At 52.2% G+C, this 23,870-nt stretch carries 21 protein-coding genes, 1 pseudogene and 1 CRISPR repeat array; of the genes and pseudogenes, 13 read left to right on the forward strand and 9 right to left on the reverse strand.

Going from position 1 to position 23,870, the window contains the following annotated elements:
• Positions 1 to 500 precede the first annotated feature (500 nt).
• The 9 genes and pseudogenes from casA (at position 501) to ACQE32_RS15920 (ending at position 9,637) form a co-directional block, all read left to right on the forward strand.
• On the forward strand, positions 501 to 2,060 hold the full coding sequence (casA, locus tag ACQE32_RS15880; RefSeq protein WP_427022079.1) for a type I-E CRISPR-associated protein Cse1/CasA: 1,560 nt from the start codon (positions 501 to 503) through the stop codon (positions 2,058 to 2,060).
• Positions 2,053 to 2,655 (forward strand): type I-E CRISPR-associated protein Cse2/CasB, encoded by a 603-nt coding sequence (gene casB / locus ACQE32_RS15885; RefSeq protein ID WP_426982094.1) that lies wholly within the window; start codon positions 2,053 to 2,055, stop codon positions 2,653 to 2,655. The genes casA and casB overlap by 8 nt, the downstream gene beginning before the upstream one ends.
• 22 nt (positions 2,656 to 2,677) lie before the next feature.
• Positions 2,678 to 3,733, forward strand: coding sequence for a type I-E CRISPR-associated protein Cas7/Cse4/CasC (gene cas7e / locus ACQE32_RS15890; RefSeq protein WP_426982095.1), 1,056 nt, complete (start codon positions 2,678 to 2,680; stop codon positions 3,731 to 3,733).
• Positions 3,734 to 3,742: 9 nt separating this feature from the next.
• Positions 3,743 to 4,468, forward strand: a complete 726-nt coding sequence (gene cas5e, locus ACQE32_RS15895; protein WP_426982096.1) for a type I-E CRISPR-associated protein Cas5/CasD — start codon at positions 3,743 to 3,745, stop codon at positions 4,466 to 4,468.
• Positions 4,468 to 5,172, forward strand: a complete 705-nt coding sequence (gene cas6e / locus ACQE32_RS15900) for a type I-E CRISPR-associated protein Cas6/Cse3/CasE (RefSeq protein WP_426982097.1) — start codon at positions 4,468 to 4,470, stop codon at positions 5,170 to 5,172. Before cas5e ends, cas6e begins: the two co-directional genes overlap by 1 nt.
• Positions 5,172 to 6,089 (forward strand): type I-E CRISPR-associated endonuclease Cas1e, encoded by a 918-nt coding sequence (gene cas1e, locus ACQE32_RS15905; protein ID WP_426982098.1) that lies wholly within the window; start codon positions 5,172 to 5,174, stop codon positions 6,087 to 6,089. Before cas6e ends, cas1e begins: the two co-directional genes overlap by 1 nt.
• A gap of 2 nt (positions 6,090 to 6,091) precedes the next feature.
• Positions 6,092 to 6,376 carry a type I-E CRISPR-associated endoribonuclease Cas2e gene (gene cas2e / locus ACQE32_RS15910; RefSeq protein WP_426982099.1) on the forward strand — a complete coding sequence of 95 codons (285 nt, stop codon included), beginning with the start codon at positions 6,092 to 6,094 and terminating at the stop codon, positions 6,374 to 6,376.
• Positions 6,377 to 6,469: 93 nt separating this feature from the next.
• A CRISPR array of direct repeats spans positions 6,470 to 8,940; the repeat unit is 29 nt; unit sequence GTGTTCCCCGCGCCAGCGGGGATAAACCG.
• Between the two features lie 115 nt (positions 8,941 to 9,055).
• Positions 9,056 to 9,391, forward strand: coding sequence for a type II toxin-antitoxin system RelE/ParE family toxin (locus ACQE32_RS15915; RefSeq protein ID WP_427022080.1), 336 nt, complete (start codon positions 9,056 to 9,058; stop codon positions 9,389 to 9,391).
• A 7-nt stretch (positions 9,392 to 9,398) separates the two neighbouring features.
• Positions 9,399 to 9,637 (forward strand): annotated as a pseudogene (locus ACQE32_RS15920) (helix-turn-helix domain-containing protein).
• A gap of 375 nt (positions 9,638 to 10,012) precedes the next feature.
• On the opposite strand, the gene ACQE32_RS15925 reads toward ACQE32_RS15920, so the two are convergent.
• From ACQE32_RS15925 to umuD, 3 genes are all read right to left on the reverse strand, one after another.
• Positions 10,013 to 10,531 carry a serine acetyltransferase gene (locus ACQE32_RS15925; RefSeq protein WP_427022081.1) on the reverse strand — a complete coding sequence of 173 codons (519 nt, stop codon included), beginning with the start codon at positions 10,529 to 10,531 and terminating at the stop codon, positions 10,013 to 10,015.
• 681 nt (positions 10,532 to 11,212) lie between these two features.
• Complete coding sequence (gene umuC / locus ACQE32_RS15930; RefSeq protein ID WP_427022082.1) at positions 11,213 to 12,478, reverse strand: translesion error-prone DNA polymerase V subunit UmuC; 1,266 nt, start codon at positions 12,476 to 12,478, stop codon at positions 11,213 to 11,215.
• Entirely contained in the window at positions 12,466 to 12,900 is a 435-nt protein-coding gene (gene umuD / locus ACQE32_RS15935) for a translesion error-prone DNA polymerase V autoproteolytic subunit (protein ID WP_427022083.1), read from the reverse strand. The genes umuC and umuD overlap by 13 nt, the downstream gene beginning before the upstream one ends.
• A gap of 349 nt (positions 12,901 to 13,249) precedes the next feature.
• On the opposite strand from umuD, the gene ACQE32_RS15940 reads away from it, so the two are divergent.
• The 4 genes from ACQE32_RS15940 (at position 13,250) to yacL (ending at position 17,927) form a co-directional block, all read left to right on the forward strand.
• The gene (locus ACQE32_RS15940) at positions 13,250 to 13,489 is read left to right on the forward strand and encodes a type II toxin-antitoxin system RelE/ParE family toxin (protein WP_427022100.1); all 240 of its coding nucleotides are present in this window, start codon (positions 13,250 to 13,252) and stop codon (positions 13,487 to 13,489) included.
• 400 nt (positions 13,490 to 13,889) lie between these two features.
• The gene (locus ACQE32_RS15945; protein WP_426974492.1) at positions 13,890 to 14,393 is read left to right on the forward strand and encodes a phenolic acid decarboxylase; all 504 of its coding nucleotides are present in this window, start codon (positions 13,890 to 13,892) and stop codon (positions 14,391 to 14,393) included.
• A gap of 362 nt (positions 14,394 to 14,755) precedes the next feature.
• Positions 14,756 to 17,353, forward strand: coding sequence for a bifunctional aconitate hydratase 2/2-methylisocitrate dehydratase (gene acnB, locus ACQE32_RS15950; RefSeq protein WP_426974493.1), 2,598 nt, complete (start codon positions 14,756 to 14,758; stop codon positions 17,351 to 17,353).
• 211 nt (positions 17,354 to 17,564) lie between these two features.
• Positions 17,565 to 17,927, forward strand: coding sequence for a protein YacL (gene yacL, locus ACQE32_RS15955; protein WP_250651849.1), 363 nt, complete (start codon positions 17,565 to 17,567; stop codon positions 17,925 to 17,927).
• 31 nt (positions 17,928 to 17,958) lie between these two features.
• Here the strand turns inward: yacL and ACQE32_RS15960 are convergent, their stop codons facing one another.
• The 6 genes from ACQE32_RS15960 to ACQE32_RS15985 all read right to left on the reverse strand — a co-directional run bounded on the left by ACQE32_RS15960 (position 17,959) and on the right by ACQE32_RS15985 (position 23,851).
• Complete coding sequence (locus ACQE32_RS15960) at positions 17,959 to 18,639, reverse strand: SDR family NAD(P)-dependent oxidoreductase (protein WP_426974494.1); 681 nt, start codon at positions 18,637 to 18,639, stop codon at positions 17,959 to 17,961.
• The gene (locus ACQE32_RS15965; RefSeq protein ID WP_426982103.1) at positions 18,636 to 19,112 is read right to left on the reverse strand and encodes a YhcH/YjgK/YiaL family protein; all 477 of its coding nucleotides are present in this window, start codon (positions 19,110 to 19,112) and stop codon (positions 18,636 to 18,638) included. Before ACQE32_RS15965 ends, ACQE32_RS15960 begins: the two co-directional genes overlap by 4 nt.
• Before the next feature lie 24 nt (positions 19,113 to 19,136).
• Complete coding sequence (locus ACQE32_RS15970) at positions 19,137 to 20,243, reverse strand: sialidase family protein (protein ID WP_427022101.1); 1,107 nt, start codon at positions 20,241 to 20,243, stop codon at positions 19,137 to 19,139.
• Between the two features lie 70 nt (positions 20,244 to 20,313).
• Positions 20,314 to 21,723: a sodium:solute symporter family protein gene (locus ACQE32_RS15975; protein WP_426974496.1), complete on the reverse strand. Its 1,410-nt coding sequence runs from the start codon at positions 21,721 to 21,723 to the stop codon at positions 20,314 to 20,316.
• An 80-nt stretch (positions 21,724 to 21,803) separates the two neighbouring features.
• Positions 21,804 to 22,688: a dihydrodipicolinate synthase family protein gene (locus ACQE32_RS15980; RefSeq protein ID WP_427022084.1), complete on the reverse strand. Its 885-nt coding sequence runs from the start codon at positions 22,686 to 22,688 to the stop codon at positions 21,804 to 21,806.
• 14 nt (positions 22,689 to 22,702) lie between these two features.
• A complete protein-coding gene (locus ACQE32_RS15985; RefSeq protein WP_426974498.1) occupies positions 22,703 to 23,851 on the reverse strand; it encodes an iron-containing alcohol dehydrogenase in 1,149 nt (382 codons plus the stop codon).
• Positions 23,852 to 23,870: the final 19 nt, after the last annotated feature.

The following is a 23,870-nucleotide window of genomic DNA, read 5'->3' on the forward strand; positions in this document are numbered from 1 at the left end:
ATAAATAATTTTTAAACAGGAGGTCTTCGTTGTGAGAGCAGAAGTTTATCCCCACTGACGTGGGGAACGTAATTTAAAGAACTGTACTAGCGGTTTATCCCTGCCGCCGCAGGGAACGTACTCTTAAGAAACTGTACTAGTAGTTTGCACCCTACATGAGGGAACAAACCAAATATAGCAACTTAAAAAGATATTTTCAATGTAATCTTAACTGTACTAGCTTATTGATATTGGTTGGGTGATTCTTTAGTATGCGTATAACAACGGAAATACATCCAGAACGGATGCCCGCCGTTGGAGGCAGGCGTCCGGCTGGAGCAGTGTGGTAACTGAATTCTAACGGACGTCTCGGTCACCAGCAATCTTGTAAGGATAAAATATGGTGATTTCTTTCGCGCTAACTCAAGAAGAAGTGCTGTTTTTGTTAGCGCTTCTTTTCTCGGGATTGAAGCACTAACGTCCGGCTGGCCCGGAGGGGCCAGCCTTACAGGAGTAATGCTATGGACTTAACCCAGGAGAAATGGCTTCCTGTCATCCTTGCTGATGGAAAGAAAACCAGAATCTCTCTGTCTGAACTATTGAATGACAATATTATTGATGTCGCGTATCCCAGGGCTGATTTTCAGGGCGCGGCATGGCAAATGCTGATTGGCGTACTGCAATGTACCGTTGCGCCAGAGGATGAAGATGACTGGCAAGAATGCTGGGACGATGGGATCGATGAGGGGGGCTGGACACAGGCATTAAATTCTGTTTCCTCTGCTTTACATTTCGGCCCGGAAAAACCCGCGTTCCTGCAAAGCCTTGAACCGCTGAGCAGTGAAAGCAGCCCGATCTCCGGGTTACTCATTGAAGCGCCGGGCGGCAATACGCTTAAGCTCAATAAAGATCATTTTGTAAAACGAGGCAGCATTGAGCGCATCTGTTCTTGTTGTGCGGTGATGGCGTTGTTTGCGGTGCAAACCAACTCGCCAGCGGGCGGGGCAGGCTATCGCGTTGGAATGCGCGGCGGTGGGCCGTTAACCACGCTTGTCGTCCCGCAGGAAGAGGAACGAATCCCGCTGTGGAAAAAGCTTTGGCTTAATGTATTACCGCAGGAAGAGCATCTTAATCCTGAGCAGTTCCCCAATGTTTTCCCCTGGATGGCCCCGACAAAAACCAGTGAAAAAGCTGGCAACATCGTGACGCCGGAAAACGCCCATCCGCTACAGGCTTACTGGGGAATGCCGCGTCGCATTGAACTCGACTTTACCCATACTCAGGCTGGCGTTTGCGATCTATGCGGAGAAAGCCACGATAAATTGTTGATGCAGATGCGCGTAAAAAATTATGGCGTCCAGTATGACGGCTGGCTGCATCCGTTCTCACCTTATCGTCAGGCGCTAAAAGATCCCTCTGCGCCCTGGCTGGCGTTAAAGGGTCAGCCGGGCGGGTTAAGCTATAAAGACTGGCTGGGACTGATTTTAGAGCGTGTTGATCAGTTCAATAAAAGCCAGCCTGCGAAGGTAGTTCGCGCCGCCAGACGAAGAAAAAACACCGGCCTTTGGTGCTTTGCCTGGGATATGGATAACGCCAAAGCGCGCTGCTGGTATCAACATCGTATTCCTTTAATACAGGTTGCGGATCCAGAACCCTTTCTGAACGTCATTCATTTGGTCCTGCAACTGGCATCAGAAACGCTAACGCTGCTGCGAAATGCATTAAAAAGCGCCAAATTCGAAAATCCGAAAGAGGCAAAATTCGACTTCAGTATGGTAGATACCGCTTTCTGGCAAGAAACTGAACCCGCCTTCCGTATCTTGCTGTCTGCCCTGATGGCAGACCCACAGCGTAAAGCGCCGCCAGCGCGTCGGGCATTGCGCCAGTGGGAAAGCGAAATGCATACCTATGCGTTGCGGGTGTTTGACCGTGATGCACTAACCGATCCCGATAGCCCAACCGATATTCTGCTGCGTCAGATTGAGGCGCGGCGCGTGCTGGATAGCAGCTACCGCAAGTTAAAAGCGCGTAAGGATGTACTGGCACAGGCAGGGGAAGAAAAGGAGGCCAACCATGCTTAACAGCAATACCGCCGCGATGCGGAAAATTACCCACCCGGAGGCGCAAAAGGCGCTGCTCAAGTGGTTCGATATGTTATCAGAGCGCTATGCAGCTCCCGGTAAACCGCAGGTTAATGGCCGGGCCTGGCGTGCTGAAATGAAACGTATGGAGCCACCTTATGGCGCGATGATGTGCGAAGGGTATGGCGCACTGCTTGAGCAGCTTACGGAGTATATGCCGCTGCGCGCCATTGATAAGATGGCGCTGGCATTATTTGTCAGCGTGGCGGCCCATATTAAAAGCAATAAACAAACGTTAAGTTTTGCTGCCCAGCTGGGCGAAAAAGTAAATGGCGCGGCCCCGGTTCTTTCCTCCTTACGCTTTGAACGCCTGCAAAAGGCCAGCGATCCTGAAGCGTTTTGCCAACTGTTAATTCGAGCAGTAAAAATCCGTGCCGATAATGGCGTTAATGTTCTCTCTTTAGCCGACAGCATTTTTTTATGGATGGAAGAGTGGCAGCAACGCGAAGAGCATCAACCTGAAAATCACAATCCCTTTGCCAGAAACCGTATTCGTTGGGCAAGCGAATACCTGTCAACCGCACGCGCTAAATAGACATTTTTAGAAGGAATTAAACATGACAACCTTTATTCAGCTTCACTTACTTACTGCATACGCGCCCGCTAACCTCAACCGTGACGATTCCGGCAGACCGAAAACAGCTTTTATGGGGGGCGTGGAGCGTTTGCGTGTCTCATCGCAAAGCCTCAAGCGCGCATGGCGTTGTTCGGAAACTTTCGAAGATGCGATGGATGGCTATATCGGTAAACGCACACGTCGCATTGGCGTGGAGTATGTTTACAGGCCGATGATTGACGCAGGCATTGCTTCTAAGACAGCCATTGCGGCGGCGGAAAAAATCGCCGCCCAGTTTGGGAAGCTTAAAAAAGATAAGAATGCAACGGATGAGCAAAAACTCGAAATTGAACAAATTGTCCATGTCAGCAATCATGAAATTAATCTCATCAGGCAGCTGGTCGATACCCTCATTGCTGACAAACGCGAGCCTGGCGATGAAGAAGTAAAATTGCTGCGCAAAGAAAGACGTAGCGTAGATATGGCGTTGTTTGGTCGTATGCTGGCCTCTTCACCCGAATTTAACGTTGAAGCTGCCTGTCAGGTATCCCATGCATTAGGCGTTAGTGCCGTTACTATTGAGGATGATTTTTTCACTGCAGTTGACGATCTAAATAGTAAACAAGACTCTGGCTCTGGCCATATGGGCGAGCAGGGCTTTGCTTCCGCGCTTTTCTATACCTATATCTGCATCAGCCGTGATCTGCTGGTAAAAAATCTTGGCGGCGATGAGGCGCTGGCGAAACGCACTATCGCTGCGTTGACAGAAACGGCCTTAACGGTATCGCCTACCGGTAAACAAAACAGCTTTGCTTCCCGCGCTTATGCTTCTTATGCCCTGGCTGAAATAGGTCAGCGGCAGCCGCGTTCACTGGCGGCAGCGTTCTTTCAGCCGGTGCGCGATGTCGATCAAATCCCGGCGGCAATTACCCGCTTAAAACAGCAGCGAGACAATTTTGATCAAGTTTACGGTCACTCTACGGATGCGCATAAAGAGCTAAACGTACAGGAAAGCCAGGGAACGCTGGCGGAATTACTGGCTTTTGTCAGCCAGTGAGGATGAGCGATGAAGGAATATTTGGTTTTCCAGCTCTATTCACCGCTTGCCTCGTGGGGGGAAGAGGCTGTCGGCGAGATCCGCCATTCCGCTACGGTTCCCGGCCGTTCCGCGCTGTTGGGATTACTGGCGGCAGCAATGGGAATAGCTCGCGACGAAGAGGACAAGCTGAACCTTTTTAACCAGCATTATCATCTGGCAGTGCATGCACTTGCTTCGCAGGATCGCTGGCTTCGGGACTATCACACCGTTAGCGCACCACGTGAAAATAAAAAACATGGTTATTACACTCGGCGAGATGAGCTTTACCTTGCGCCAGAGGAAGTCGGCACGTTGATCTCGCAGCGAGAGTATCGATGTGATGGCTATTGGCAAGTGGCAGTAAGTATTACACCCGGCGCGCCATATTCGCTCGATGCCTTATGCGATGGGCTACTGGCTCCGCATTTCCCTCTCTATCTGGGGCGAAAATGTTGTCCTCTGGCGTTACCCCTGGCGCCACGTTTGATGAAAGGTTCGTTGTATGAGGTTCTTCGTCGGGCAGCTAATGAAATGACCCCAAAAGAATTGCATGGCTTTACATTGAGCGAAGGTGTCTGTTACTGGGACGATCCTGATGAAGAGAGCCTGGCCTGGCAGCAAAAGCAACGTAGCAGCAACCAGCCATTAAGTCGTCAGCGCTGGCAATTTGGCAACTACACACGATTTTGTGGACAGCTGCGGGGGAGAGAATAATGTATCTGTCGCGTATTCAACTTTTGTTTAGCAAGTTATCTCCGCAAATGTTGGCTAAATGGAATTCAGCGGCTCTTTACGCCAGCCATCAATGGCTATGGCAGCTTTTCCCTGAACAGGAAGCGCGCCAGTTTCTGTTTCGGCAGGACGATCACGGACGATTTTTTACTCTGTCGGCCACGCCGCCGTTAACACAGCACGCGTTGTTCAGCATCGAAACGAAGCGTTTTCAACCGCAGCTTAAAGAAGGCGCAACGCTCGATTTTCAGCTACGCGCTAATCCGGTTGTTACGCGCAATAACAAGCGTAGCGATGTGATGATGGATGCTAAATATCATGCGAAAGCGCAGGGCGTGCCTCAGCAACAATGGGGAATGTTACAGCAGCAAGCGGCGCAGGCGTGGCTTGAGAGGCAAGGGCAGAAGCATGGCTTTTGCCTGATCGAACCGGAGGAAGATGATTTCGCTCTATGGGCTGGGGGAGAGGATTCCGCATCACTGGCTCGAAGCACTTGCGTAAAGGCGTATCATCAGCACCGTTTTATCCGTAAAAACCAGGAAAAACCCATTGTTTTCAGCAGTGTTGATTTTGAAGGGACGCTTCGTATCACCAACCTGGCATTATTTGAACAGGCATTGTTTTACGGACTTGGCAAAAGCAAGGCGCTGGGTTGCGGTATGTTAATGGTGAGAAGAAAGTGCTAATGAACTGGCTTCCTCTTAATCCTGTTCCATTAAAAAATCGCGTTTCGATGATTTTCCTTCAGTACGGGCAAATAGATGTCATCGACGGTGCGTTTGTCTTGATTGATAAAAACGGCGTACGGACACATATTCCTGTCGGTTCCGTTGCCTGCATTATGCTGGAACCCGGAACGCGAGTTTCCCATGCCGCCGTGCGTCTGGCTGCGACAGTAGGAACATTACTGGTTTGGGTTGGGGAGGCAGGTGTTCGCGTGTATGCCTCTGGTCAGCCCGGCGGTGCCCGTTCAGATAAGCTGTTGTATCAGGCGAAGCTGGCCCTGGATTCGGATCTGCGTCTTAAGGTAGTACGTAAGATGTTTGAGCTGCGTTTTGGTGAACCTGCGCCAGCCCGCCGTTCAGTTGAGCAATTAAGGGGTATTGAGGGCAGCCGTGTTCGGGCAACATATGCATTACTGGCGCAGCAGTACGGCGTTAAGTGGAAAGGTCGCCGTTATGATCCGAAAGACTGGGCGAAGGGCGATACTGTTAACCAATGTATCAGTGCGGCAACGTCTTGTTTGTATGGCGTGACGGAAGCTGCAGTACTGGCAGCTGGCTATGTGCCAGCTATCGGTTTTATTCATTCCGGTAAGCCGCTTTCTTTCGTTTATGACATTGCTGATATCATCAAATTCGATACCGTTGTACCTAAGGCTTTTGAAATAGCCCGTCGTAATCCCGCCGAGCCTGAGCGGGAAGTGCGTATTGCTTGCCGCGATATTTTCCGCAGTGGTAAGACCTTGAGCAGGTTAATTCCGCTTATTGAGGAGGTGCTGGCGGCAGGAGAGATTGAACCGCCGCCAGTACCTGAAGATGCTCAGCCTGTTGCCATTCCGCTTCCTGTTTCGCTGGGAGAAGCTGGTCACCGGAGCCGTTAGACATGAGTATGCTGGTTGTTGTTACCGAAAATGTGCCGCCGCGGTTACGCGGTAGGCTGGCTGTTTGGTTACTTGAAATACGTGCGGGAGTTTATATCGGCGATGTGTCGGCGCGTATGCGTGAAATGATCTGGGAACAAATTTCCGGGTTAGCGGATGAGGGAAATGTAGTGATGGCCTGGGCAACAAATTCCGAATCCGGTTTCGAGTTTCAGACCTATGGTGAAAACCGTCGTATTCCGGTAGATCTCGATGGACTACGGCTTGTTTCTTTCCTGCCTCAATAAAATCAAATAGTTACTGTTCTTTAAAATTTGAGAGAAGTTGGTAGAATTTAACTCGATAAAAAAAATCATATAAATCAGTTATATAGTTTTAGAGTGTTCCCCGCGCCAGCGGGGATAAACCGCTGTCAGCAGTTCTAGGGTCTACTCCTGAAATGTGTTCCCCGCGCCAGCGGGGATAAACCGATTTATCAGGTGTGTTTATAATTTTCTTATATGTGTTCCCCGCGCCAGCGGGGATAAACCGCCACGCCAGAAGCGGCCAGATCGACGTTTAATGTGTTCCCCGCGCCAGCGGGGATAAACCGGTTTTCACCAGTGCCGAGATGAGTAATGATGAGTGTTCCCCGCGCCAGCGGGGATAAACCGCCGCACAACTTGGCGTGTCTCAACAGGCAGCAGTGTTCCCCGCGCCAGCGGGGATAAACCGATGAAAAGGAACCTGCCGGAGAAACGTTACAACGTGTTCCCCGCGCCAGCGGGGATAAACCGGTATATGCGCGCTACATCGAACTGAGAGGAAAGTGTTCCCCGCGCCAGCGGGGATAAACCGTAACCAATGCCCTTGATCTACATACCATCCTGGTGTTCCCCGCGCCAGCGGGGATAAACCGGATTGACCACATAGACGTGATTGACGGTTGGGGTGTTCCCCGCGCCAGCGGGGATAAACCGAAATATGCGCTTAATAGTGATGGTGATATTGAGTGTTCCCCGCGCCAGCGGGGATAAACCGGTCAATGAGTCCATCAAGTCCGAAGTGAAAGGGTGTTCCCCGCGCCAGCGGGGATAAACCGTCCTGGTAATTAGCGTCCAGTCGGACGGCGTAGTGTTCCCCGCGCCAGCGGGGATAAACCGGAGAGAATCCTCGCCCTGGCTGAGCAAAAGGCGTGTTCCCCGCGCCAGCGGGGATAAACCGCTTAACGTCCTGCTCCGTCATGATGTTGTGGAGTGTTCCCCGCGCCAGCGGGGATAAACCGCATTCACCACACTGAGGGAGTTACCATTATGCGTGTTCCCCGCGCCAGCGGGGATAAACCGTTAACCGCCCTTTTAATATCCTCAAATTGTGGGTGTTCCCCGCGCCAGCGGGGATAAACCGGCTATTTGCCAACGGAAAAGCTTCTGAATGAAGTGTTCCCCGCGCCAGCGGGGATAAACCGTTTCTGCCGGGGAAAAAGGGCAGCCAATGAGCGTGTTCCCCGCGCCAGCGGGGATAAACCGTCCGATCCGTTTATGCGGGTCGTTACCGACGTGTGTTCCCCGCGCCAGCGGGGATAAACCGACTCGGCCATGTACTCTATTTATAAAATTCAGGTGTTCCCCGCGCCAGCGGGGATAAACCGCGCCTGTCGGGAAAAGTCGCGAATTTTTGCGGCGTGTTCCCCGCGCCAGCGGGGATAAACCGGGAACCCGTCTGGAGTCGTCCAGTGGACCGCGGTGTTCCCCGCGCCAGCGGGGATAAACCGACTTAAACCGGTGAACGGCGTAGGAAAAGCACGTGTTCCCCGCGCCAGCGGGGATAAACCGGCTCTGCACGTCGGAATAGCTGACCAGGAACTGTGTTCCCCGCGCCAGCGGGGATAAACCGGTTTTGCTTAATTTGCGCCCCGTATCCGGCACGTGTTCCCCGCGCCAGCGGGGATAAACCGCAGCTGGCGCTGGCCCCGAGATTAGGTTTTCGGTGTTCCCCGCGCCAGCGGGGATAAACCGCGCACGTAATTTCAGTTGGCGGCGCGGAGTATGTGTTCCCCGCGCCAGCGGGGATAAACCGGCACTTACGCACATTGGCGATGATCGTGTTCCGTGTTCCCCGCGCCAGCGGGGATAAACCGTGCTGATCCGCCGGGCCGGCGAGCTGGTGCAGGTGTTCCCCGCGCCAGCGGGGATAAACCGATGGCCTTTGGCGAAATGATGGGGGAAACGAAGTGTTCCCCGCGCCAGCGGGGATAAACCGGCCATCTGGTTCCCGTATAACATGGACTGGCGGTGTTCCCCGCGCCAGCGGGGATAAACCGCCTCTTTCGGGTATTCATCCTGGACGTGTCGCGTGTTCCCCGCGCCAGCGGGGATAAACCGCGGCCCATCATTGTGCGCTTGCTGGTACAGGAGTGTTCCCCGCGCCAGCGGGGATAAACCGGGTTGCGGCTACAACGGCCCGCGCATGTTCGAGTGTTCCCCGCGCCAGCGGGGATAAACCGGCGCAGTATTTTCAGTTGATCCACAACATCATGTGTTCCCCGCGCCAGCGGGGATAAACCGGTTCTCACTCTCCAGGAGGTATTAGATGCGGAGTGTTCCCCGCGCCAGCGGGGATAAACCGCGTCTCTCGATCACGCGTTTCACCGGGGCTTGGTGTTCCCCGCGCCAGCGGGGATAAACCGGAGGACAGACGGTAGAGCTTCATGGGGTTGTAGTGTTCCCCGCGCCAGCGGGGATAAACCGGACAAATGACATGCAAAAACAGCCATATATGAGTGTTCCCCGCGCCAGCGGGGATAAACCGACCTGTCAACGTCAGGGTTTTACCCGAGTTTCGTGTTCCTCGCACCAGCGGGGATAAACCGCGGCGATGCGCAAAAGCCATTATGTTAAATAGGGCTGTTTTTGCGTAAAAATCTATTCGCCTGATATTAGCCCTTTAGCTCATAGGCTAATGTTAGGTTCAGGGAGGGAAGCGAATTGTTTGAGGTCATTTATCATGACAAGGCTGAGTTAAAAAGCCTCCCGCTGGCCGTCCGCGTCAAGTTTGATAGGCTGGTCACAAAGCTGGAGGTCGACCCGCGATCGCTGCGTGAGCCGCACTTCAAGCCGATTGGTGACGGTCTTTACGAAGTACGAACCTTGGGCGGAGACATATCGCGGGGGCTGTGGGTTTATCAGTCCGGGCAGAAAATCTACATGCTGAGAATCTTTATCAAGAAATCACAGAAAACGCCGCCCGCTGAGATAGAAACAGCCTGGCGGAGACTGGAGGAAATGAAGAGTGAAATACAGAACGCACCGACAGATCCATGATGAAATGATGCAAGATGCGGAGTATCGCGCCGTATATGAAGCCGAAGAGCGTAAAGAGCGCTTACAGGGCTCTTGCTGGAGTGGCGGAAGCACGCCGGGCTTACCAGCGCACAGGTGGCCGATCGGATGGGCGTGAAGCCGCCTACAGTTTCCCGGATGGAGAAAAACATCACATCGGCAAGCGTCGACACAATCGCCCGCTACGCTAAAGCGTGCGGCATTGAATCTGCAACGCTTTATTTCTGATTCCAAAAGCCTGCGTAACTACGAGCTTTTTTCATGGCTCAAGCTGAAAATCATCGCCAAAAATATGGCTCTGCCTTGCTATCTCATTCGCGAGCATTAGGTATTTTATTTCTTCGTAGAGTGAAGTTGGTTTTTCCAGCTCGATGATGAAAACACCGTCATATGTAAGCCTGGCCAATACCCGCCGCCGCTTTGCCGGCTTCGCTGAAAAAGCACCTGGCTGCCATTTATGAAACGCTCCAGAGACTCTCCTCTATAAAAAACCTGAAAATTAAGCTCTCTGTCGCCCATTACTGCTCTCCGTAATAGTGTTTCCCGCGTCATTATCAGGGCAAGATTTCTTTATTCACCACTCCCCTGATAATGCCGTAGCCTTCATTTTGAGCGGATAAACATTGATTTTTCTGAATAAACTATGCTATTAGCAGGAACATCTTTATTTATAAATGCCATTGCGCCAATTGTTACATTATCACCGATAACAATATCACCAATAATGCAACTATGGGCTCCAATATCAACGTTTTTCCCAATAATTATTTTTCCAGATGTATCGACAGAATCCTTCCTCCCGATCGTCGTATTTTGGCGCAAATTAATATTCTTCCCGATGATGCTTTCAGCTCTAACGATAATGCCAACGTAATGATTAACTTTCATCCCCGGTCCGATAAAAGCCTCTAAGCTGATATCAGTGCCATATTTACGTAATAATTTATGATTTATCTTGCGCGCCCATTTCCTCAATCTTGGTGAAGGACAAGTATGCATATAGCTCGCAAGACGCCACCAAAAATAAAAATTTTTCTTATAACCAAAAACCACTCGGTGCAAAACCTTAAACCATGAAAATTTTTCTTTCCATCTCTGTTTAAGACTTCGATTCTCAGGCATTCTTTAAGATGCTCATAAGCATCCACATTTTCAATCTTTCCACTTAAAGGAGGAGTTGCTGTGTTACCTGTCATTTTATTTGCGGGGAATTTTTCTTTCATTATAAACATAAAACAAAAAGGCAATCGAAAGAATAAGCGGCTTTTTAGGCGCTATTTTTAAATAACACCTCATTTAAAGGGGGGGGGTTAGTTTGTTTTAATATGAAAATCGATTGCATCAAAGAAATAACTCACCTACAAGAATTTAGGTTTTTTATAGATTAAATATCATGATAATAGAGATTAAATACTGAAAAGTTCAAATAGGGGAGAGTGAAAAGGAATTAACGCAATATGTAAAGGTATTTTAAAATATAATTTTAAATAATTATTATATGTGTAATTCATTCTCTTTTAGAGTTAGGGTCCGGTTCGTTGCTGATTAGAGCAATTGAATGGCAATTATTAAGCGATGATTTTGATGCCAAAAGTAACCTCATAAGCCGTTATTTTTTCAATATAATAAAATCAAATTGTCATTATTTAGTAAACGGTGAAATTATATGATGGAACGATGGAAGATAAATTCGCGGAATGTATAAGTTTAGCTCATTTGAGCCAGTTTCAGGCTCCCAACATGAGATGTGGGAGGCTTTATTACGATCTTTGCATAAATTAATTTCACCCAGCGCAGGTTTGCTTACCGGATCACCGCAGTAGGTAACTCTGACCAGTTCGTTGTATATGCAGGCGAAAGTAACTGCCGGCACATAGCGAAGCCGGGGTTAATCCCTTCACCGGCGAAAAAAATATGACTCTTTCCTTCCCGGTTTATTCTGTCGATCGTCAACATCAGTGCATCGCTGTTCTGACGTATCGATCCAGGGTCAAACAAATCAAGCTGAACCTCACGGCCATGCAAATCGGCAAGCATCACACCTGCCTTCACATAACGAATGCCATTGCGCCATATCCGCTTCAGAGCGCGCTGTGCCGCATCGACAATATCACGGGTATCCTGTGAAGGGATGACAAGCAGTTCGGTTGACTGGTTGCTGTACTGCATGTCCTGAGTGGAATAAGGACTGGTACGGATAAAAACGCTCACGGCTCTGACAAATTGCTTTTCCTGACGAAGCTTTTCTGCAGCCCGGACAGCGTATCCGGTGACAGCTAACTGCATATCCTGGAGGTGGGTAATACACTCACTGAAGGAACGTGATACAACGATTTGCTGCTTAGGTGCTGCATGCTCTTCCAGCGCGAGGCATGGTTCGCCTCGCAGTTCCCGGATAGTACGCTCAAGCACAACTGAAAACTGCCGACGCGCCAGGCGTATATCCATGCGGCAGAGATCGAGCGCAGTCCTGATCCCTATAGCATTGAGCGCTTTTTCAGTGCGACGCCCAACGCCCCAAACTTTACTGACCGGCAGAAGGCTCATCAGCTTTTCCAGCCGGTGACGGTCACTTAGCGCCACTACGCCACCCGTAGCAGTCCAGGTCTTTGCCGCGTGATTGCATAGCTTTGCGAGTGTTTTCGTTGCAGCTATCCCAACTCCACAGGTCAGCGTCGTATGGCGCCATACTTCGTGCCGTAGCTGCCGCCCGAATGCATCAGGGCTCATGACATTTTCCATTCCCTTCAGATCACACCAGAGCTCATCAATACTGTAAATCTCCGTTCGTGGCGCCAGTGACTCTACGACCGTAGCAAAGCGTGCTGACATCGATGCATAAAGGGTATAGTTGCTTGAAAAAACAGCAACATTATGATGTTCCAGTAAAGGACGTACCTTAAAATAGGGCTCAGCCATTTTCAGGCCCAACGCTTTAGCCGCTCGGTTTCGGGCTACGATCGCGCCGTCGTTATTACTGAGAACTACTACAGGCCTGCCGATCAGAGAAGGGTTGAAGGCCTCTTCGCAGCTGCAGTACATCGAATTAACATCAATTAGCGCAAACATCTTGAATGCTTTTGCAAAGAATAGGTAACAACTCCCCACAACTGCAGACTATCTGGCTCGAAATATATCGGACTGTAGGAAGGATTAAGGGGCATGAGACAGGGGCGAGGTCTTAGTAACAGCTGTTTTACCGTAAATTCATTATCTATGCTGGCGATGACGATACTACCGTGACCAGGTTGCTCTGCGCGATCGACAATCAAGATATCCCCGTCATGGATCCTGCCGTCTTGCATTGAGTTACCCGATACCCGTAGAAAATAAGTGGCGCTTGGGTGTTTAACACATAAGTCGTGTAAATTTAATTCGTTAGCTTCATAACCGCTGGCCGGGCTGGGATGTCCTGCAGGGATAGTTTCTGCGAAAAAAGGAACAACTGCTGTGCCTTCAGGCAAACAGGGGAATACTGGGGTCAGGATCATTGGGAACACCTTTATACTGTTTTTTTATCCAGTATATTCGAGTCTTCTGGAAATCAACAACATCTATAGCCGGTACTGGTCGATTAAAAGGGGGCGTTCAGGATTATATCTGATTCATGTAAGGCGTTTGGTGAGGGGCTTTTGATGCGCGTTAGCGCATGCCGAATAGTACGCGCAGGTAAAGGGCACCGGTAGCCCGGCGTAGCCGGTTCAGGTTTGATAGGTTATCCCTTGCCCCCTGTTAAGCCAAACCCGCTAAAAGCGATTCTGACGCCTTGTGCGCTGTCGGAGTGGTTCCGACAAGGCTTTGCCGCTGTCAGTCGGGGCGTATCTCCGCGAGGCATAAGGTATTAGCACACGAACTTGCGCTCAGGAACTGGAAGAACTGCCGGACCGTCTTCGTGGTCAGATGTATCGGCTGATTGAACGCCTTGAGGTAGAAGGCCAGCTAAAGATGCCGCACAGTCGCGTAATTGGGAGTGGCCTGTTCAAGCTGAGGGTAGGCGGGACAAACATAGCGAGAACGCTGTATTGCTACGCTCAAGAGAAGAATAATCTTGAGAAAAATCCGCTGGGGGACTGGCCTTAAAACGCTGGAGCGGTACGCAAAATCGCATGGAAAAATCGGGTATTCTAATTAGATAAAATACTCGCGTAAAATACGCGAGATAAGTATTCTATAATTTAATAGTGTAAACTATTTGAAATATTTATTTATATAAATTAATGTCTCATCTTGTCTGTTTTTATTAAATGACACATAAGGTTAAGCTTTATTTTAAATGTATATCTCCAATTGTACTCCCTCTTCATTTATTCATAAAAATTTAATGGGAGTCGCCTGATTCCGCAATAAATATCAAGCATCCGTTTCTCTATTGTGTCCACTCATTAATCTTTTTGATATAAAACAAAATATATTTTATTTATCCGGGGGGAAGGGCTGAGGTGAGCTATAATTTACCTGTTAACCAAAAGGAGTAAAATATATGAGCTTTGATAAACATGATCTAAGTGGTTTTGTTGGCAAACATCTTGTTTACACCTATGACAACGGCTGGAATTATGAAATCTATATCAAAAACAATGAGACAATAGATTATCGTATTCACAGCGGCCTGGTGGGCAACCGCTGGGTTAAAGATCAGCACGTTTACCTGGCGCGTCTTGCCAGCGATGTTTACAAAATCTCCTGGACAGAGCCTACCGGCACTGATGTCAGCCTGAGCGTGAACCTCGCCGATAAGGTGTTTCATGGCACCATTTTCTTCCCTCGCTGGGTAATGAACAACCCGGAAAAAACCGTCTGTTTCCAGAACGAACATCTGGACGAAATGGCCAGCTATCGCGAGGCCGGCCCGGCTTATCCCACTGAAGTTATCGATGAGTTCGCCACGCTGACCCTTGTCCGTGACGTGGGTGAAAATGACGATACCGTCATTAACTGCCCGGCCAGCGAACTGCCCGCCAATTTTCCCGATAATCTACGCTAAGCACTGCTTTCGCTTTTTGCAGCACATCAAACAGGCCACACTCGTTACGGGTGTGGCCTGTTCCTTTGTGCCTCAACGTTATGTTCTCAACAACAATGCTGTTTATTCCCTTAACAAAACCGGCTCAGCCATAAATTATTTTTATCGTTAAAAAGATGAATAAAGCGCTACGACTGGCGCGCTGTCTGGAAAACAGCTTTGACAAAAGATGTTGCTTTTTTGTAAACGCATTAACAAGTGCAGCAAATCCTGCTATGCTGGCCGACGCGAAACCGGACACCTTACCCTACATAAGCATCCTACAGATCGCCGTGAAAAAAGGTGGCCGGAAAGCCATATACAATGAGAGCGAGGAGAACGTCGTGCTAGATGAATACCGTAAGCACGTTGCCGAGCGTGCTGCCCAGGGAATTGTTGCTAAACCTTTAGATGCATCCCAAATGGCCGCGCTGGTTGAACTGCTGAAGAACCCTCCTGCGGGTGAAGAAGAATTCCTGTCCGATCTGTTAATTAATCGCGTGCCGCCGGGTGTTGATGAAGCGGCCTATGTCAAAGCCGGTTTCCTGGCTGCTATCGCCAAAGGCGAAACGACTTCTCCTCTGGTAACACCTGAAAAAGCGATCGAACTGCTGGGTACCATGCAGGGCGGCTATAACATTCATCCGCTGATTGACGCGCTGGATAATGAGAAGCTGGCGCCCATCGCGGCAAAAGCGCTCGCCAATACGCTGCTGATGTTCGATAACTTCTACGATGTGGAAGAGAAAGCCAAAGCGGGTAATCCGCATGCTCAGCAGGTTATGCAGTCATGGGCAAACGCCGAGTGGTATCTGAACCGTCCGGCGCTGGCTGAAAAAATTACCGTCACCGTATTCAAAGTAACTGGCGAAACCAATACCGACGATCTCTCTCCGGCGCCGGATGCATGGTCACGTCCTGATATTCCGTTGCACGCGCTGGCAATGCTGAAAAACGCCCGCGAAGGCATCGAGCCGGACGAACCGGGCAACGTAGGTCCGATCAAGCAGATTGAAGCGCTGCAGGCGAAAGGCTTTCCGCTGGCCTATGTCGGTGATGTAGTCGGTACCGGTTCTTCCCGTAAATCCGCTACCAACTCGGTGCTGTGGTTTATGGGCGACGACATCCCTTACGTACCGAACAAAAAAGGCGGCGGCGTTGTCCTGGGCGGTAAAATCGCACCGATTTTCTTTAACACCATGGAAGATGCCGGCGCGCTGCCGATCGAAGTGGACGTTAATAACCTGAATATGGGCGACGTGATCGACATTTACCCCTACAAGGGTGAAGTGCGTCACCACGAAACCAACGAGCTGCTGGCTGAGTTCGCGCTGAAAACCGACGTGCTGCTGGATGAAGTTCGCGCCGGTGGCCGTATTCCGCTGATCATCGGTCGCGGCCTGACCACCAGAGCGCGTGAGTCGCTTGGTCTGCCGCACAGCGATGTGTTCCGCCAGGCGAAAGATGTGGCGCAGAGCACGCGCGGCTTCTCACTGGCGCAGAAAATGGTGGGTCGCGCCTGTGGCGTGGACGGCATTCGTCCGGGTCAGTACTGCGAACCGAAGATGACCTCAGTGGGTTCTCAGGATACCACCGGGCCGATGACGCGTGATGAGCTGAAAGATCTCGCCTGCCTCGGCTTCTCCGCCGATCTGGTGATGCAATCTTTCTGTCATACCGCCGCCTATCCGAAGCCGGTTGACGTGCAGACACACCATACGCTGCCAGACTTTATTATGAACCGTGGCGGCGTGTCGCTGCGTCCGGGCGACGGCATTATCCACAGCTGGCTGAACCGTATGCTGCTGCCGGATACCGTGGGCACCGGCGGTGACTCGCATACCCGCTTCCCGATCGGCATCTCTTTCCCGGCGGGCTCCGGCCTGGTGGCCTTCGCTGCCGCAACCGGCGTTATGCCGCTGGATATGCCGGAATCGGTGCTGGTGCGCTTTAAAGGCAAAATGCAGCCGGGCATCACCCTGCGCGATCTGGTGCACGCGATCCCGCTGTACGCCATTAAGCAGGGTCTGCTGACCGTTGAGAAGAAAGGCAAGAAGAACATCTTCTCTGGCCGCATTCTGGAAATTGAAGGTCTGCCGGATCTGAAAGTAGAGCAGGCGTTTGAGTTGTCTGATGCGTCCGCTGAGCGTTCTGCTGCCGGTTGTACCATCAAGCTGGATAAAGAGCCGATCATTGAGTATCTGAACTCCAATATCGTTCTGCTGAAATGGATGATTGCGGAAGGCTACGGCGATCGTCGTACGCTGGAGCGTCGTATTCAGGGCATGGAGAAATGGCTGGCCGATCCGCAACTGATGGAAGCCGATGCTGATGCGGAGTACGCAGCGGTTATCGAAATCGATCTGGCGGAAATTCAGGAGCCGATTCTGTGTGCGCCGAACGATCCGGACGATGCGCGTTTGCTGTCTGAAGTGCAGAACGAGAAGATCGACGAGGTCTTTATCGGATCCTGTATGACCAACATCGGCCACTTCCGCGCGGCAGGTAAGCTGCTGGATAGCCATAAAGGCCAGTTGCCGACCCGCCTGTGGGTCGCACCGCCGACCAAAATGGATGCAGCGCAGCTAACCGAAGAGGGCTACTACAGCGTGTTCGGTAAGAGCGGCGCGCGTATTGAGATCCCGGGTTGCTCGCTCTGCATGGGTAACCAGGCGCGTGTAGCCGATGGCGCAACGGTGGTATCTACCTCAACGCGTAACTTCCCGAACCGTCTGGGTACCGGCGCGAACGTCTATCTGGCTTCTGCCGAGCTGGCTGCCGTTTCTTCGCTGCTGGGCCGTTTGCCAACGCCAGACGAGTATCAACAGTTTATGGCTCAGGTTGATAAAACTGCGGTGGATACCTATCGCTATCTGAACTTTGACCAGTTGAATCAGTACACGGACAAAGCGAAAGATGTGATTTTCCAGACGGCGGTCTGAGAGACATAACAGCATGACAAAAGGGCGGAATTTTCCGCCCTTTTTTACGCCTGTAAAAAGTTAGCGTCACTCTCCGGTATGTTATCCCTCTTTTACCGCTCGCTTTTCTCGCTAAAGCGCCGTGTCAGGCGCTGCTTTTCACACGTCAGGCTGCGATAATGCACGCAACCGAGTGAATTGAAGCGCAGCAGCATGCGCTAAGGGCAGCAAGATGGAATATGAATTTTTACGCGACGTCACCAATCAGGTCAAAGTGCGCATGAGCATGGGCCATGAGGCGGTCGGGCACTGGTTCAATGAAGAAGTAAAAGGCAATATGGCGCTGCTTGATGAAGTAGAAGCAGCGGCAGCGCAGGTCAAAGGCAGCGAAAGAGAGTGGTTGCATCAGGGTCATGAGTATCAGCTTTCGCTGAATGGCGAAGAGGTAATGATCCGCGCCAACCAGCTCGCCTTTGATACCGATGAGCTGGAAGAGGGCATGAGCTATTACGATGAGGAAAGTCTCTCGTTTTGCGGCATTGAAGATTTTCTGGCGGTGATTGCGGCCTATCGCGCCTTTATGCAGGGGCGTTGAGATGGCGGGGCAGCGGCGACTGCCCCGCTGATTAACTGAGCGATGCGCCGCCGCAGATCACCAGTTCCTGTCCGGTAATCGCCGCAGCGGCGGGAGAGAGCAAAAAGCTGACCAGCGCGGCAACCTCATCAGGTTGAATATAACGCCCGATCGGTGGCAGCTTTGGCGGCGAACTGGCGCGTCCGGGCTGACTCAGCATCGGCGTGGCCGTTGCGCCAGGCGCTACCACATTCGCGGTAATGCCGCGTGGGGCCAGCTCAGCCGCCCAGCTGCGCACCATCCCTGTCATCGCCGCTTTGGTGCTGACGTACTGACTGCGGCCCGCCGCGCCGCGTGAGGTACGGCTGCCGATCAGAATAATGCGTCCGTCAGCGGGCAAAATATCCACCAGCGCATTCGCTATACTTTCTGCCACCAGCACATGCAAATACCACAGCCGCTGGCTGATCTCCTCGTTCAGCGCGCCCAGCTCTGCCGCCTGCATCATGCCAGCGGCGTGGATAAAGGCATCGACCGGCGGCAGTTCGCTCAACACGTTCGCCAGTGCCGTGCGATCGCACAGATCGACGGCGATCGAGCGAAGAGCCGGATGCTCACTGCCTTTTGCTGAACGGCTCAGCCCACTGACCTGCCAGCCCTCCTGCAGTAGCCGTTCAACAATAGCGCGCCCAATGCCAGAGCTGGCACCGGTTACCAACGCGTGACGGCTCATGGTTTTCCTCGCAGCAGTTCAGGAGAAACCTTGAATACCGCTTTGCGTACCCGCGCAGGTTTATCAACCGCGCACAGCGCCTGATGCGCTTCGCCAGGCGCAAAGATAGCGAAATCACCCGGCTGCAAATAAAGCTGCTGACGCAGCTGCGCATGTTTCACAATAAACAGATCGGGCTTACGCTCCTCTGCCACTATCTGGCGGGCGTCCGCCACGTCATAACGAATAATCTCTTCGCCTGCCAACAGGACCTGAATATCCAGCCATTGTCGGTGGTACTCGGTATGCCGCTGCCCGAGTGGGGCGGTTTCGCTGTCGCTGATAGTGCAAAACCAGCCAGCGCCCTCCGGCTGCCAGCGGCCGTCGGGCATCGCCTGCAGCGCCGTTAAAGCGCATTCCGGGCGCGCCAACAGCGCGTAAAGCGTGTCGGGCAGCGTCGCCAGCGGCAGCGCCTGCAAATTCCCTGCAATCATCCTTTCCTCCTTATCCCACAGCGGTTAACACGTGACCCAGCTTTCATCCACGCACACATATTTAATCGCCTGACGATGCCAGGTATAGGCAATATGCAGCAGGCCGTCCGGTCCCTGTTTAATGCTGGGGTAAGAAAGCTCCCGGTTCAGCTTCTGTTGCGAATTATTGGTCATGCAGTAGCCGTCGCCTTCCTCCAGATTACGCTGCCACGGCCAGCTTCTGCCGCCGTCTTTGGAGAGCGCCAGCGTCATCGGCGCACGCGGCGCGCCCCAGAATGCGCTACGGCCTGCAGGCATTATGGGCTGGGCGGCAATATCGTCTTCATCATCTTCAATCTCATCATAAAGTGAGGCGCGCCGCTCGCTGGCGCCTGCGGCGCTCATCTTGTTAAACACCAGCGCTAAATCGCCGTTTGCCAGCGTTGTCACCTGAATAGAGGAATTATTATTAGGCAATTCCGTTGGCTGCGGCGCACTCCAGCTTTGGCCACCGTCGTAAGAGCGACTCTGCCAGATAAAATCCGCCCAGCGGCTGCGGAAGAGCGCCAGCAGCGAACCATCCTTCAGCAGTGTGATATTCATATGCACGCAGCCGGTACTGTCAGGCACCGGCACATCCTGCCAGCTCTGGCCGTTATCGCGTGAGATTTTCACCGCGCTGATATCGTTGTTGCCCACCCATTTTTCACCCGGCTCGGTCTGACAGTAGAACACCGGCAGCAGCCAGTCGCCGTTAGGCATCACGACCATCGGCTGGCGTATAAAGGTGCCAGGCTTATCCAGCAAGGTGTTAATCTCGCCCCAGCTATTGCCCATATCGTGTGACTGGCGATAACGCACTATCGCCGTATCCTGATTACCCGACTTCTGCGCGGTCCACAGCAGCCACAGCACCTTATCCGGGGCCAGAAACAGCACCGGGTTTTGCTCCGAGCGGTTGGTGTCTTCCGAGAGCCGCTGCGGCGTCGACCATTGACGGCTGCCGTGATTCAGTCGCGAGCAGTAAATGGAAATATCAGCGATGCCTTCCTGCGTTCCGCCAAACCAGACGCAAAGCAGATCGCCATTCGGCAGCGGCAGTAAATTGGCTGCATGGTTTTGTGGACAGGGCGACGGCAACATTGCCGTCATACGCCCCGGATCGCCGTCCACGATTTCGGTTATGCTTTTTGTCGGCAGGTTAAGGGTTGCTTGCGTCATTTCAGGCTCCACTCTTTTGCATATTGGTTTTAGTTACCGGACGTTTTTGCGGGATCAGATGATCCAGCACCATAATCACCGCCGGGGTAATCAGGGCGATATACATGTTGTTGATGCCGAACGGATCGCCCAGCAGATACCAGACGGAAGTCATTACGCAGGCGCCGATCAGCCCGGCATTCGCGCCGCGCGTGCTTTTAAAGAAGGGCAGGTAGAAGGCCATCATTGCCACAACCGAGATCGACAGGCGAATGGCGCGGGTAAAGAACGAGAGCTTAAGCACCTCCGGCACGAACAGCACAAATATCAGCGGCAGAAAGCCAATCGCCAGTGACAGCCAGCGCGTCATTTTAAACTCGCGCTCCGGCGTAGGATTGCGCATCGGCACATAGAAGTCTTTGACAATCAGCGAGGCGATAGCCAGCGCTACAGTGCTGACGCTAACGAAAATCGAGGCAACCAGTGATGTTGTTACCAGGCCAGCCAGCCAGGGATTCATATCCTGTAAAAACACGGGCAGGGCGTACAGGCTGTTGATGTTGGGATGCAGAAATTTCGCTGCGACGCCGATAATCGCAATGGCGATAGCAATCGGCAGGCAGAACAGGAACGCAATCCAGGTTGCGCGCTTAGCCGAGGCAGCATCTTTGGTGGAAGAGATCGCCTGGATAACAAACTGAGTGCAGAAAATAGAGCCAATCGTGCCGATCAACCAGGCCACAATCGTACTGGCACCGATGTGGCCATCCCAGGTCCAGTAAAAGTCCGGCATTTGCTGCACCATTGGCGTAATACCGCCGCTCATATGCAGCGCTACGCCCAGAATTACCAAAATGCCAAAATACTTTATGCCGCTGTGCAGCAATGTAACCCAGGCCATGCCTTTCATTCCGCCAAAGGCGAAATAGAAGGTGCTGACAATGGCGGTAATAAAGGCGGCTATCGGCAGGTTAACTTTGAGTACGGTTGAAATAGCCGCTGCGCCGCTGACGTAGTTACCCACATTCACCAGTAGCAGGGCATAAATCATAATGATGGAGATGATATTTTTCGTGGAGGTGCCGTACTTTTCCGCGATCGCGCCGGAAATGGTAATTTTGCCGGTGTTATAGATCCGTTTTACCAGCAGCAGACCGAACAGCGGAAAACCTATCGCCGCGCCAATGACCGACCATGACGCGGCGAAGCCGTTTTCAAAGGCAGCCTGTGCGGTGCCAATAGTGGACTTCGCGCCAATGTATTCCGACATCAGCATGACGCCAACGATAAATGCCGGCATCGCGCGCGATCCTTCCATAAAGTCCCCGCTGCTTTTACTCCGCAGCCGCCAGGTCATCCAGGTTGTAAATAAAATATACGCGACCACGATCCCGATAATGATCAGCGTATCCATAGCGGTAAATTCTTTCATTATGGCCTCTCTCAGACGTAATGAGCCCCGGGACCGGGTAGTCCCTTTATTCACGTAATCATGTGGATAGGTTGTTTTAGTTATTGCAGGTATTGATTCACGATCTGACGAATCTGCTGTTCTTCTGCCACGCTGAACTGCACGGCATAGCGACTTTCACCGACGTCATGGCCCATAAGCGCCAGCGCTTTTTTCACTGCAGCGGGTGAAAAGGCAACGTTGTATAAATCGGTGCGCAGGCCGGTAACGTTTTCCTGCGCCCGTTGTGACGCGGCGAGATCGCCTGCCTGAAAAGTGCGCCAGATGGCGTTGATTTCCCGCGGCGCAACATTGGCGAGGCCGGAGATACAGGCGGTGCAACCTTCAACAAAGCCACGATGGATCAGCGAATCGGGGCCGTTCAGGACGGAAAAATTTTCCTGCCCCTGTGCTGTCTCAAGGAAACCTTTCAGGCTCTCATAACTGCCAGCGCTGTCTTTAATGCCGATAATATTGGGATGCGCGGCCAGAATGCGCACCGTTTCCGGCAGCAGCGTATTGCCGGTGCGCGCCGGAATGTTGTACAAAAACAGCGGCACTTTCAGCGCGTCTGCTACCGTACGGTAGTGCCAGATCAGCTCCTGCTGTTTGAGTGGTACAAACCAGGGCGTAATGACCGACACGGCGTCAACGCCAAGCTGCGCCACCTGTTTCCCCAGGCGAATCGTTTCCCGTGTGGAGATCTCCCCGATATGTGCCACAACCGGCGCCCGACCAGCTGTCTCATCAACGCAGGTTTCGATAACCGCCAGCTTTTCCTGTTCATTCAGTACAAAAAATTCGCCGTTGGTGCCGCCACAAAAGATGCCGTTGCCTGCCTGCAACTGACGTTGCACCTGCTCACGCTGTGCCGATGGTTTAAACGCACCTTCGGCATCAAAGGTGGTTACAATCGCAGTCAGCACGCCTTCAATTTTCTGTTTCATTGTTACCTCGTTATTCAGGCTGATTGGGCCGGGAACAGCGTCAGATAGATATTTCGCACCATACTGGCGCTGACCGGCGTGGGCACATTTTTAATCAAACGCTGCACGTCCAGCGCTGACTCCACCAGCTGTGGCAGCTGGTCGGCATTGATTCCCAGTTCATCAAGGCTGGCGGGAAGCTTCAGACGGCGCACCAGCGCGGCAAAATAGTCCACCAGCGCATGGGATTTTTCTTCATCGTTCAGGGAGCGATCGGCGTTGGGCAACAGGTCATACGCCTGAGCAAATTTAGTCACCGCCGCCGGACGGACAGCGCGCATACAGGGTGCAAGCAGAATGGCGTTAGCAACGCCGTGCGGCAGGTGATATTTACCGCCCAGGGGATAGGAAAGCGCGTGAACCAGATGGGTGCCGGCATGAGCGATAGCCGCGCCGCCGTAATAAGAGGCCCATAGCATATCCAGACGCGCCTGCAGGTTGTGCGGTTCTGCCACGCTGGTTTCCAGGCTGGCAAACAGTTTCTTCAGGCCAATCAGCGCATAGTTATCGCTAACTGGATTGGCGACGGTGGCAGTAAAGCATTCGATCAGGTGGCAAAGCGCATCGATACCGGTAGAAGAGGCGATATGCGGCGGCATGCTGGTGGTCAGTTCCGGTGCCAGCGCCACATAATCAGGCAGCATCACCGGCGAAATAATGCCGACCTTGGTCTCCTGTTCCGGGATTGCCAGAATTGCATTAGGCGTCGCTTCCGAGCCGGTTCCGGCCGTGGTTGGGATTAACAGAGAAGGCAGGCGTGCCGTGGGTTTCTCACCCGCCAGCAGCTGATCAAGCGTAGGCGCGCCCGACAAGCACAGTACCGATAACAGCTTAGCGACATCCAGCACGCTGCCACCACCAATGCCAATTACCGTCTCAACTTTACAACCTTCCAGGCTTTTCAGCTGTGCTGCAACGTCATGCTGGCTGGGTTCTGGCGGCACACTATCCAGAATAGTCAGCGATTCTGCCTGATAACGCAGCTTTTCAATCATCGCGGCAACGGCTGGAATGGCGATGATATTTTTATCAGTGACCAGCAGCAGGCTGCGTCGGATTTCTGGCAGATAGCTGATGTCATTTAGCGCCTGAAAGCCGCTGATAAGGGTGCTATTGATGTTCATAAGGTCTGCCTTTTCTCCC

The sequence above is a fragment of the Pantoea sp. FN0302 genome, from assembly GCF_050113775.1.
Classification (GTDB): domain Bacteria; phylum Pseudomonadota; class Gammaproteobacteria; order Enterobacterales; family Enterobacteriaceae; genus Mixta; species Mixta alhagi.

Coding starts and splice junctions, on each gene's coding strand:
- casA (WP_427022079.1), top strand. CDS start 501: ATGGACTTAACCCAGGAGAAATGGCTTCCTGTCATCCTTGCTGATGGA.
- casB (WP_426982094.1), top strand. CDS start 2,053: ATGCTTAACAGCAATACCGCCGCGATGCGGAAAATTACCCACCCGGAG.
- cas7e (WP_426982095.1), top strand. CDS start 2,678: ATGACAACCTTTATTCAGCTTCACTTACTTACTGCATACGCGCCCGCT.
- cas5e (WP_426982096.1), top strand. CDS start 3,743: ATGAAGGAATATTTGGTTTTCCAGCTCTATTCACCGCTTGCCTCGTGG.
- cas6e (WP_426982097.1), top strand. CDS start 4,468: ATGTATCTGTCGCGTATTCAACTTTTGTTTAGCAAGTTATCTCCGCAA.
- cas1e (WP_426982098.1), top strand. CDS start 5,172: ATGAACTGGCTTCCTCTTAATCCTGTTCCATTAAAAAATCGCGTTTCG.
- cas2e (WP_426982099.1), top strand. CDS start 6,092: ATGAGTATGCTGGTTGTTGTTACCGAAAATGTGCCGCCGCGGTTACGC.
- ACQE32_RS15925 (WP_427022081.1), bottom strand. CDS start 10,531: ATGCCTGAGAATCGAAGTCTTAAACAGAGATGGAAAGAAAAATTTTCA.
- umuC (WP_427022082.1), bottom strand. CDS start 12,478: ATGTTTGCGCTAATTGATGTTAATTCGATGTACTGCAGCTGCGAAGAG.
- umuD (WP_427022083.1), bottom strand. CDS start 12,900: ATGATCCTGACCCCAGTATTCCCCTGTTTGCCTGAAGGCACAGCAGTT.
- ACQE32_RS15945 (WP_426974492.1), top strand. CDS start 13,890: ATGAGCTTTGATAAACATGATCTAAGTGGTTTTGTTGGCAAACATCTT.
- yacL (WP_250651849.1), top strand. CDS start 17,565: ATGGAATATGAATTTTTACGCGACGTCACCAATCAGGTCAAAGTGCGC.
- ACQE32_RS15960 (WP_426974494.1), bottom strand. CDS start 18,639: ATGAGCCGTCACGCGTTGGTAACCGGTGCCAGCTCTGGCATTGGGCGC.
- ACQE32_RS15965 (WP_426982103.1), bottom strand. CDS start 19,112: ATGATTGCAGGGAATTTGCAGGCGCTGCCGCTGGCGACGCTGCCCGAC.
- ACQE32_RS15970 (WP_427022101.1), bottom strand. CDS start 20,243: ATGACGGCAATGTTGCCGTCGCCCTGTCCACAAAACCATGCAGCCAAT.
- ACQE32_RS15975 (WP_426974496.1), bottom strand. CDS start 21,723: ATGAAAGAATTTACCGCTATGGATACGCTGATCATTATCGGGATCGTG.
- ACQE32_RS15980 (WP_427022084.1), bottom strand. CDS start 22,688: ATGAAACAGAAAATTGAAGGCGTGCTGACTGCGATTGTAACCACCTTT.
- ACQE32_RS15985 (WP_426974498.1), bottom strand. CDS start 23,851: ATGAACATCAATAGCACCCTTATCAGCGGCTTTCAGGCGCTAAATGAC.